Raw genomic sequence first — 11,311 nt, forward strand, 5'->3', positions numbered from 1 at the left:
ATAGTTTGGTGTCCTCACCAAACTTACCTGTAAAATATTTATATCATTTTTAAACAGTTTCTAAAAATACTGCTGCTATGTAAAACTTAAACAACTCTCTTGCTTTCTCGCTATTAGAGTTGTCAAAGTAAACCAACCTTAACACTATTGTTCTGCTAGCTTTGTAAGCTAACAATGACAGAAAGCGACTTTTTACTATCTTTACAAAATGAACGAAAACCTTGATCCTTCTTCAGAAAATCTTAGTCCAACAGAACGTGATATTGAAAAGGTGTTGCGTCCGCAGGAATTTGAAGATTTTACTGGCCAGGAGAAAATTTTAGAGAATTTAAGGATTTTCGTGAAAGCAGCCAAGCTACGTGGCGAAGCTTTGGATCATGTGTTGTTGCATGGCCCTCCAGGATTGGGAAAAACTACACTTTCGCATATTATCGCCAATGAAATGGGGGTAAATATCAAAGTAACTTCGGGCCCAGTATTAGATAAACCGGGCGACTTAGCGGGTTTATTAACCAATTTAGATACTGGCGACATTCTTTTTATCGATGAAATACATCGTTTATCGCCTTTGGTTGAGGAATATTTATATTCTGCCATGGAAGATTTTAAGATTGATATTATGCTAGAAAGTGGGCCAAATGCTCGTTCAGTGCAAATAGGTTTAAATCCGTTTACTTTGGTGGGCGCTACTACCCGATCGGGTTTACTAACGGCACCGTTAAGAGCTCGTTTTGGCATTAACTCTCGTTTGGCGTATTATGACGCCAAGTTGCTAACTACTATTGTTTTACGCTCATCGGCAATATTAAATACACCCATTAGCGATGAGGGTGCTTACGAGATAGCCCGCCGTAGCCGTGGTACGCCACGTATTGCCAACGCCTTGTTAAGACGTACTAGAGATTTTGCCCAAATTAAGGGAGATGGAAAAATTGATACAGAAATAGCCCGCTATGCCTTATCTGCTTTAAATGTAGATGAACATGGTTTGGATGAAATGGATAACAAAATTCTACTAGCCATTATTGATAAGTTTAAAGGTGGACCAGTTGGTTTAAAAACCATTGCAACTGCCGTTGGCGAAGACGACGGAACTATTGAAGAAGTTTACGAACCGTTTTTAATACAAGAGGGTTATTTAATGCGCACCGCCCGAGGCCGTGAGGTTACCGAGGCTGCTTATAAGCACTTAAATAGAACAAAGTTAGGGCAAACAGGCAAGCTGTTTTAGCATGCCCAAACCCAAAGAAACCTCAATATCTGACGGCATGAAGTTAAATGTAATATTGGTAGTTATTTTAAAACTCAATATAATTGTTACTAAGAGTAATGGTCTAATAAATCTTTGTTAAATAAACCCGATTGAAGCGATAATACTTTTTTGAGCGTCATTTCGAAGGAGGTACGACTGAGAAAGCTATTTACTAAGTACCTCTTACAGCAGATTTCTCTCTGCGTTCGAAATGACGGCAGGTAGCATACAAAAAAGATTATAGCGAAAAGCGGGACTGCTATAACCCAAAACGAACTGTCACTGATTTTCTAAAGCATGCTTAAAATATCTCGAGTTATTAACGAGAATTAAAGCCTCGCTAAACAATTTTCTTGCTTTTTTGTTCATTAAACATGAACATAGAATTACGTAAACTCACTATCGAAGATTACAACGATCTTAGAGAATCCATGCAGCAAGCCTATTTAGATAGCGGCAATGGTGTTTGGAGCAAGGCCAAGATACAAAACCTATTAAATATTTTTCCAGAAGGGCAATTGTGTATCGTTGTTGACGAAAAGGTAGTGGCCTGTTCGCTAGCAATCATTGTAGATTACGATATATTTGGCGATAACCATACCTACGAAAAAATTACTGGAAAATATACTTTTTCTACGCATACGCCTTTAGGAAATGTGCTGTACGGTATCGAAGTTTTTGTACATCCAGATTATAGGGGCTTAAGGTTGGCTAGGCGTTTGTACGAGGCAAGAAAAGAACTTTGCGAACTGCTTAATTTAGAGAGTATTATTGCCGGTGGAAGAATTCCTGGCTATCATGAGTATGCCGACAAGCTCAGTCCGAGGCAATATATAGACAAAGTTAAGGCTAAAGAAATTTACGACCCCACGTTGAGTTTCCAGATTGCTAATGATTTTCACGTTCGCAAAATCCTTAAAAACTATTTACCTGGCGATTTAGAATCGAAAGAGTTTGCCACATTGATTGAATGGAACAATATTTACTACCACGATAATGTGTCGCCACGCTCTGCAAAAACCATTAGACTGGGCTTGGTGCAATGGCAAATGCGCCATTTTAGTGATATAGAGGCTTTTTTTGAACAGGTAGAGTTTTTTGTTGATGCGGTAAGCGGTTACAATTCTGATTTTATTCTATTTCCCGAGTTTTTTAATACACCGCTGTTACAACCTTACAATCATTTGCCTGAGAAAGAGGCCATGAAAAAATTGGCTGATAAAACTGATGAAATTGTACAGAAGCTACAAAAATATGCAGTTTCTTATAATGTGAATATTATTGCTGGCAGTATGCCTGTTAAAGAAAATGGCAAGCTCTACAATGCCACTTATCTATGCCACAGAAATGGATTGACGGAAGATTATAGAAAAATACATATTACGCCTAATGAGCAGAAATACTACGGAATGAGCGGTGGCGATAAAATTGGTGTTTTTGATACCGATTGTGGTAAAATTGGCATCTTGATTTGCTATGATGTAGAATTTCCGGAGTTAAGCCGTATTTATGCCGACCAAGGGATGCAGCTTTTATTTGTTCCCTTTTTAACCGATACCCAAAATGGTTACACTAGAGTTAGGCATTGTGCGCAAGCAAGAGCTATTGAAAATGAGTGTTATGTGGCCATTGCGGGCTGCGTAGGTAATTTGCCCAAAGTAAACAACATGGATATTCAGTTTGCACAATCTGCAGTATTTACACCATCAGATTTTGCTTTTCCAAGTAATGCCGTTAAGGCCGAAGCTACGCCAAACACAGAAATGATGCTGGTAGTAGATGTTGATTTACATCTATTGGACGAGATTCACCATTTTGGTACGGTAAAAATATTAAAGGATAGAAGAAAAGATCTTTACGAGGTAAAGTTGCTTAAATAAACAGGTATTACTTATTAGATTAGGCTTATTATTTTGTTACATTATCTCTAAAAAAGATAAACCATACTGCTAGGAGTATGAGCACCACAATAGGAATAACCCATTTCATAGCCTGCCCTGCCCCTTTGTTGTCGGGCTCGTTAACTGTTGGTGCTGGCGCCGGATTTGCTTTGTGTGCTTCGTAATTATTTTCTACGTGCTGTGCGATATGCTTATTTTGCTCTTCGGTATTTTCTAATTGATTTTCCATAATATTGAGGTTTAAAGGTAGTAGCTTTATTGGTCTTATTTAAACAAGCAAAAGCGATAAAAGGTTTTTAAGCAAATAGCTATCTTTGCAAAACAATGTTTAGCCAAGCCGAAAAATATAGCCACATGATTAAGCAAGAAGCCCTACGTTTGGGTTTTATGAGCTGTGGTATTGCTAAAGCAATATTTTTGGAAGAGGAAGCGCCTCGATTAGAAAGTTGGTTAAAAGCAGGCCATCAGGGAGAGATGAGCTATATGGAAAACTATTTCGATAAACGGCTAGATCCTAGATTGCTAGTTGAAGGGGCTAAATCTGTAGTTTCACTTACGCTAAACTATTACACAGACGAAACCCAGACGGATGTAAGTGCCCCAAAAATATCAAAATATGCTTACGGTACAGATTATCATTCGGTAATTAAAGCTAAATTGCAAGAGCTAATGGCCTTTATCAACGCTAATATTGGCGAAGTTGACGGTCGTTGTTTTGTAGATTCTGCTCCTGTAATGGACAAAGTTTGGGCACAAAAGGCAGGCTTAGGGTGGCGTGGCAAAAACTCAAATCTAATTAGCAAGCAAGCAGGTTCGTTTTTCTTTTTAGCAGAACTGATTATAGATTTAGAGTTAGCTTACGATAATCCATTCGCTACAGATCATTGCGGCTCTTGTACGCGTTGTATAGATGCTTGCCCAACCGATGCCATTATTGCACCTTATACTGTAGATGGCAGCAAATGTATTTCTTACCTCACCATAGAGCTTAAGAACGAAATACCTACCGAGTTTAAGGGCAAGATGGACAATTGGATGTTTGGTTGTGATGTTTGTCAAGATGTTTGCCCATGGAATAGGTTTTCTACGGTGCACCAAGAAGAGAATTTTATACCGAAAGAAGATTTACTAGGTTTAAGTAAAGCAGAACTAATTGACATGACCGATGAGGTTTTTAAGAAGGTCTTTAAAAATTCACCAGTAAAAAGGACTAAGTTCAGCGGTTTAAAACGTAATATAGATTTCTTACAACAATCATGAAAAAGCTTTTCCTTATTATGCTTTGTTTAGTGAATTTAAGTTCCTTTTCGCAAGAGCTAAAGCTTACAAAGCGCAACGCCAACTCTTCAGTTGGAAGTGAATTTACCAAATCTATCATTGATACCAGCCTTTCTCTGGCAGACAGAGAAGAATTGATTTTCAACGAGGTTAAGAAAGGAAACATTCCGTCTTTTTTACGATCATTTTATCCTGTATCATTAACCAAACAGATAAATGCTATCGAGTACACGCTGGTATTTTGGGTGTTGCCAGATTACTTGGCTATTGGCAACGATAAGGATTATTTCTACGTCCCTACCACTCCAATGCTGGCTCAGCGAATAGCAGATTTAACCAAAACCATGCTTCCTACTAAATTAATGGTAGATGATATTTACAAACAATCAAAACGGAAGCTAGAACCCCAACCTATACCACCAACTAAAGCGATGACCACTGTTGCTGTATTCATTAAACATAACGAATTAGTTAGGGAGCAAATGAGATTGGTTAATCCAAAGGGATACACGGGAGAATTAACCGCCGGAAACAAAAAAGACATCATCATTTCTAACAAAATATATGGGCAACCCACACCTAGAGTAGTAATTTACGGTTGGCATAAATTAGATGGAAAAGCAATACAGCCAGTTTATAATAAACACACCAATACTTGGGCAGATTACAGTCATGGCATAAGGTTAATAAGCACTACTGGATATTTGAACGGAAAACGAATAAAATTAGCCGATGTGCTAAAAGACCCAGTACTTCATGAATTGCTGAGTGATGAAGGTGTAATTTTAAAAACAAAATACCCTGTAAAGTAATTTGTTAAAATTGCTTTAGGTTTAGACATCAATCAACTTAATAATTTCATTTAAGTAATTCGCATCAACTACATCAAAATGAGCTAAATATTCACTATCCACATCTAATACTCCAATAATTTTTCCGTGAATATAGACAGGCAATACGATTTCGGATTTTGAAGCAGATGCGCATGCAATATGACCTGGAAATTCATCAACGTTTGGTACCACTAAGATTTTTTCTTGTTGCCACGATGCCCCACAAACACCTTTACCTTTTTTAATACGAGTGCATGCTACAGGTCCTTGAAATGGACCTAAAACCAATTCTTCTTCCTTTACAAGGTAAAAACCCACCCAAAACCAGTTAAATTGTTCTTTTAACGCCGCACACACATTTGCCAAATTAGCAATTAGGTCGGTTTCTCCTTCAATTAAGGCTTTAATTTGAGGAATGATAGATTGGTATTTTTCTTCTTTAGAAGCTTCTCTTAAAATGGTTAAATCTTCGGCCATAGCTACAAAAGTACGATTTAGTTAGCTAACTGGTCAATGGATAATAGTTGATGGCTTGATCGTATAGACTATTAATCATCAACATTCCAACTTTTCAACGTTCCAACAATAAAACAATTATCTTTGTTCTTCTTAACTAACAATAAAATGAACAAGAAAATAGTATCACTTGCTTTGCTCTTTACGGGCGGTTTAGGCCTCTTAGGCTATAAATTTAGAGATGAGGGCATGTTTCCTTTGAGCGAAATCCACAAAGTAGATTTAAAAAAGGCCGGCTTAAAAATAGAACCAAATGAGGTATATAACCCAAATGGAATTAGTTTGGTAGATGCCTTGGTTAATGTAGGCGGTTGTACCGGTTCTTTCGTTTCTGACGAAGGATTAATTATTACCAACCACCATTGTGCCTTTAGTGCAGTGCAGTTGGCCAGCACCCCAGAAAACGACTATCTAAACAAAGGTTTTGTAGCCAGGACACGTGAACAGGAAATTGAAGCAAAAGGCTTAACTTGCCGTATTACAGAAAGCTATGAAGATGTTTCGGATAGTATATTGGGTGCAGTAAATAATGTAGAAAATCCGGCGGCCCGCTTACAAATGATCAACAACATGATGAAAAGCATTGCTGCCGAAGCAGAACAGAAAGACCCCTCTATAAAGGCAGAGGTTTCGGAAATGTTTATCGGTAAAACCTATGTGCTTTTTAGGTACAAAACCATCCAGGATGTAAGATTGGTGTATGTGCCAAACCGACAAATTGGCGAGTTTGGTGGCGAAACCGATAATTGGGTATGGCCACGTCACACAGGCGATTATGCTTTTATGAGGGCCTATGTTGGCAAAGACGGTAAACCTGCAAAATACAGTAAGGACAACGTGCCTTTTAAACCTAAGAAATCGTTAAAAGTAAATGCCAATGGCACCAACGAAGAAGATTTTGTGTTTATCTTGGGTTATCCAGGTAGAACTTTCCGCCATCGCCCTGCGCAGTTTATTGATTATCAAGCTAAGTATGTTTTGCCTTATACTTCAGAGTTATTCGATTTCCAAAACGCAACTATGGAAAATGTTGGCAAGAAAGACAAAGCTACAGAGATTAAGCTTGCTACACGTATTAAACGCAATGCCAACGTAATGAAAAATTATAGAGGCAAACTAACAGGCATTAAAGGAATTGATTTGGTAGCGCAAAAACAACAAGAAGATGCTGCCTTAGCCGAGTTTATTAACGGCAATGCCGCAATTAAAGCGCAGTATGGTAATTTAATGGAAAATATAGACCAACTGTACCAGTTAATTAATGGCGATGCCAATAGGGATTTATGGTTTAGCCAAATCTATAATTCTACCAGTTTGATTAACGTTGCTAGAAATATCAATAGCTTTAAAAACCAACTTAACCAGCAACCTTCGGCACAAAAACAAGCTTATTTTAACAATAATATTAGCAGGTTAAAACAAACATTAGGCAATATTTATAATGCTTACCATATTGACGTGGATAGGCGTATATTTAAGCGAATGCTGCTAGATGCGGTTGCTTTGACCCCTAACCAGCGTGTAGCGGCAGTAGATAAAATTGTAAATCGCGGGAGCAATAACGAAGCGATGATAGACGACTACATTAACGATGCTTTTGGCTTAAGTAAATTAAAAGATCAGGATTATGTATTTGCTAATTTATTGAAATCTCCAAAATCGTTGAATGACTATAATGATGGTTTGTTGGTGCTTGAAAACGATATTGCTAGACAGATTGCAGAAATAAAGCCCGAGAAAGATCGTAGAGACGGTGTATTGAACAAATTAATGGGCGATTATGTAAATGTAAAAGAGAAGTTCTTAAACAAAGGCTTTGTGCCAGATGCCAATAGCACATTAAGGTTAACTTATGGCTATGTTAGGGGCTACTCTCCTGCCGATGCCACTTATATGTCGCCATATACTACCATTAAAGGTATTTTGGAAAAAGGAGCTACCGGAAACCCAGACTTCTATTATCCAACTATTATTAAAGAACTATGGAGCAAAAAAGACTTTGGTGCTTTTGCTAAAAAGGATTTAAATGATGTTCCAGTGGCTTTTCTTTATAACATGGATACTACTGGTGGTAACTCTGGTTCGCCAATTATGAACGCCAATGGCGAATTAATTGGGGTAAATTTCGATAGGGCTTATGGTGCTACCATTAACGATTATGCTTGGAACGAAAGCTATAGTCGTTCTATTGGGGTAGATATTAGGTATGTGCTTTGGGCAGCATCAAAAATAGATAAAGCAGATTTCTTGCTTAAAGAGATGGGGATAAATTTGTAATTTATAGCAAATATATTTTCTTCTAACAAACATTGTCAACTTTCTACACTGTTGCAAAGAAAGTTGACAATGTTTAATGCTAGGTGGCTATACTTTTACTGGAATAATGGTGCTATTCTTCAAATAAGAACTTGGCTACTGGGCCAGCCATTTCGCCTTGCGCATGTCCTACGTGAGGTACGAGTGCAAACTTCCAATTAAAAGGTGTTTTATGCTGTTCAGCAAAGGCTTTACTGTTATTAAAGAAATTTTGTCCACGCTCTACCCTATCTCTGCCCTGCTGGTTCGCTTCAGGGGTTTTAATCAAATCTGGTCTACTAAGCACGGTATCTGCATCGCCAACCACAACCATAAAGTTTTTAGCATAAAACTTGCTTAAATTGTTAACCGGTAAATCAGTGTTTTTTAAACCATAAGCATAAGCAACACTGTAGTTAGGCATAGTGTACGTTCCCGCCGAACCTGAAATAGCTCTAATCACACGGTTGTCTGGGTTAAACATCAAGAAACGATGAACAAATTGCGAGCCTGCCGAAAATCCATAGAGAAGATAGCCATCGCTTTTATTCCCAGTGTTTTTCTTCATATAATCAAACAAAGGCTCTATCATTGAAAAGGTCCAATCTTCTTTATTTTGTAAACGATTATTTTTATCAAAAATTCCACCTAGATGATAATCCCTAGAAGGAAACTGCTCAGCATCAAATTCTGGAACTACTAAAAGAAGTTTATATTTTTTTGCATATTGTAACATCGAAGTAAAGTAACCCTTTGCTCCTCTCCCGTTGCCATGCATTACAAATAGCACCCTAGCATTAGGTTGGTTAGCGGGGTTATAATACCATACTTTTATAGGTTTTGTAGCAAAAGGCTTATAATCATCATAAATAAAGCTTCCTTCTCCTGTGGGTAACTCTTTTACAATTGATTTCTTATCAATTATCGCTTTTTTGGCAGATGTTTCCATGGAAACAACCATCATAATGATAAGAATAGTTAATATTTTTTTCATATTTCTTGTTTGATCTTGGTGTTTAGCTAATTGTAAAAAAGACTTTCTAAAACAAAAAGCATCGCTATTTCGGGTGAAAGCATTTTAGTTTAATATGCCCCATTCGAAATAACGATGCTCTTTTAACTTATTTACTGTTTAATTAACTTAGCTTGTATTATTTTATCGCCTAACGATAATTGTATCACATAAACACCTGCTCCCAGAGAAGATGGCAAATTAATAGTGCCAAAATTACCATCGTAGTTCAGTTGCCCTTGTTGTACTACAAGCCCAGCAGTACTTACCAATTTATAGCCATAAGTTCCTGTTGGATAACCTATCAACGAAATATTTACTTTTCCGTCTTTTACAGGGTTTGGATAAACTTTAACTGATTCGGTGTTTAACGTGTTTACTTTAACACTTTGTATTGCTCCGTAAATACTATATGTACCATCGTTATCTACGGTTTTCAGGCGGTAATAGTTAACACCCAATTGCGGGTTGGCATCTGTTGCAGTATATGAAGACGAACCATTTGCTTGTACTGCTGCTACCTTGATAAAATCTGTACCGTTCTGAGAACGCTCAATTTCGTAACGGTTTACGTTATCTTCTGTGCCCACGCTCCATTTTAACTGTGTGCGTTTGTTTGCTAAATTAGCCGCAAAAGAAACTATTTTTACGGGTAATACGGTTGACCACTCGATAGCACCTAAATCTACGTTATCTGTTCCTCCGTTCACTAAACGTGGGTTACCTAAAATATCTTTACTTGTACTGATATCTTCTACCACTGTAGTATATAGGCCGTTGTCTCCTTTGTCCTTAGCAAAACTGTTACTTGTTGGGTACAGGAAGTTAGGGTCTGCTGGGTTAGTGCTTGCAAAAAGTGGTTCTGGTGTAGTAGTATTTAACAAATAGGCATCAGCAACTGTTCTGTTATTTATATTAGTAATATCAGCTTGGAACAAGTTGTTTTTATAAACTTGAATTGCTGTTGTTGTTGTTGCAGAGCGTCTAATGTCAAGTGTTGCGGAACCTGTCTGTGTGGCTTCATTATAGTTACCCATATTGCTATAAAAAATATTGTTATACAAGTTAGTTTTAACATCTGCGTATCCTCCAAAGGAATAGGCTGGGTTTTCGTTCACAGACTTATTAGCATAAAAAACACTATTAACTACGGTTGCCGTAGAGGTAGTGCCCGTTGATTGTCTAGTTTGAAAAATAGCTCCACCACCAGCTCCCCCTGTAGTAGCTGTTTTTGAGTAGTTATCGTAAAATATAGCATTTGATATTAAGGTAGCAGAAGGTATAGTAGCACCGGCATATAGATAAAGAGCACCTCCACTGGCATTAGCTGTGTTAGTGTAAAATCTAGTTTTTTGAATATTAATAGTTGAAGCAAGGTTATATAATGCACCACCGCTATTAGCATTATTTGCTTTAAACATACTATTAGCAATAGTTGTATTACCTGTATAGCAATAAACAGCTCCGCCAGAAGTAGTGGCGTTATTATTTTCGAAAGTTGAGGATTTAACATCCAAAATACTTGTTGCGCCGGTTTGGTATATGGCTCCGCCATTTGCAGCTGAATTGTTTCCGTTAAATGTAGAAGAAGCAATATTTAGAGTGCCAGCAGTGTTAAGATAAAATGCCCCTCCAGTAGTAGCTTCTCCATCTGTAAAAGTACTGTTTGTAATTGTTGTTACACCACTAAATACATTCCAATGTCCTCCATCTGCTGTTGCGGTATTATTTTCGAACGTACATCCATTAGCATTTACAATAGCTCCACTTGTGCTATAAATAGCCCCACCTTTACCTTCTTTATCACTACCAGCCTTATTACCTTTAAATACGGTATTTGAAATATTGGCCACACCTGTACCTATTCTTAATGCCCCCGCATAGGTAGTAGTGGCACCACCATTGCTAACTGTATTATTCTCGAAACGGCTATTGCTAATATTCAAAATAGCATTGCTTGATGCTCCTGCAAAATATAGTGCCCCCGCTCCAGTACCACCTCCGGCACTATTATTTAAGAAAACACAATCTGTAATATTTAATTGAGATGCCCCGACATCTAATTGAGAGTATATAACTCCTCCTATACCTGTTGCCGAGTTATCTTCAAATCTCACATTGGTGAAGTAAAACTTGGCATCCTGATGCTTTGTTACGATAAAAACAGCTCCACCCGTATTAGTGGTTTGATTGTTTTTTACTACTAACCTGAACTCGATTAATA

9 protein-coding genes are annotated in these 11,311 nt (G+C 37.6%); 5 read left to right on the plus strand and 4 right to left on the minus strand.

Annotation, left to right across the window (positions count from 1 at the left end):
- The first annotated feature begins 208 nt into the window (after positions 1 to 208).
- Positions 209 to 1,231 (plus strand): Holliday junction branch migration DNA helicase RuvB, encoded by a 1,023-nt coding sequence (gene ruvB / locus B3I52_RS03285; protein ID WP_293298684.1) that lies wholly within the window; start codon positions 209 to 211, stop codon positions 1,229 to 1,231.
- Positions 1,232 to 1,626: 395 nt separating this feature from the next.
- Positions 1,627 to 3,132 carry a carbon-nitrogen hydrolase family protein gene (locus B3I52_RS03290; protein WP_293298687.1) on the plus strand — a complete coding sequence of 502 codons (1,506 nt, stop codon included), beginning with the start codon at positions 1,627 to 1,629 and terminating at the stop codon, positions 3,130 to 3,132.
- A 28-nt stretch (positions 3,133 to 3,160) separates the two neighbouring features.
- Here the strand turns inward: B3I52_RS03290 and B3I52_RS03295 are convergent, their stop codons facing one another.
- Entirely contained in the window at positions 3,161 to 3,382 is a 222-nt protein-coding gene (locus B3I52_RS03295; protein WP_293298690.1) for a hypothetical protein, read from the minus strand.
- Between the two features lie 95 nt (positions 3,383 to 3,477).
- On the opposite strand from B3I52_RS03295, the gene queG reads away from it, so the two are divergent.
- Both queG and B3I52_RS03305 read left to right on the plus strand, forming a co-directional pair.
- The gene (gene queG / locus B3I52_RS03300) at positions 3,478 to 4,413 is read left to right on the plus strand and encodes a tRNA epoxyqueuosine(34) reductase QueG (RefSeq protein WP_293298693.1); all 936 of its coding nucleotides are present in this window, start codon (positions 3,478 to 3,480) and stop codon (positions 4,411 to 4,413) included.
- Positions 4,410 to 5,243: a hypothetical protein gene (locus B3I52_RS03305; protein WP_293298695.1), complete on the plus strand. Its 834-nt coding sequence runs from the start codon at positions 4,410 to 4,412 to the stop codon at positions 5,241 to 5,243. Before queG ends, B3I52_RS03305 begins: the two co-directional genes overlap by 4 nt.
- A 21-nt stretch (positions 5,244 to 5,264) precedes the next feature.
- Here B3I52_RS03305 and B3I52_RS03310 read toward each other — a convergent pair whose 3' ends face one another.
- The gene (locus tag B3I52_RS03310) at positions 5,265 to 5,741 is read right to left on the minus strand and encodes a GAF domain-containing protein (RefSeq protein WP_293298696.1); all 477 of its coding nucleotides are present in this window, start codon (positions 5,739 to 5,741) and stop codon (positions 5,265 to 5,267) included.
- Positions 5,742 to 5,888: 147 nt separating this feature from the next.
- Here B3I52_RS03310 and B3I52_RS03315 point away from each other — a divergent pair, with 147 nt between their 5' ends.
- Positions 5,889 to 8,057 carry a S46 family peptidase gene (locus tag B3I52_RS03315; RefSeq protein WP_293298699.1) on the plus strand — a complete coding sequence of 723 codons (2,169 nt, stop codon included), beginning with the start codon at positions 5,889 to 5,891 and terminating at the stop codon, positions 8,055 to 8,057.
- Between the two features lie 112 nt (positions 8,058 to 8,169).
- Here the strand turns inward: B3I52_RS03315 and B3I52_RS03320 are convergent, their stop codons facing one another.
- Both B3I52_RS03320 and B3I52_RS03325 read right to left on the minus strand, forming a co-directional pair.
- On the minus strand, positions 8,170 to 9,069 hold the full coding sequence (locus B3I52_RS03320; protein ID WP_293298702.1) for a hypothetical protein: 900 nt from the start codon (positions 9,067 to 9,069) through the stop codon (positions 8,170 to 8,172).
- A 131-nt stretch (positions 9,070 to 9,200) separates the two neighbouring features.
- A partial coding sequence (locus B3I52_RS03325) for a T9SS type A sorting domain-containing protein (RefSeq protein ID WP_293298705.1) occupies positions 9,201 to 11,311 on the minus strand: 2,111 nt, incomplete at its 5' end.

The organism is Pedobacter sp. UBA4863, from assembly GCF_002399615.1.
GTDB lineage: Bacteria > Bacteroidota > Bacteroidia > Sphingobacteriales > Sphingobacteriaceae > Pedobacter.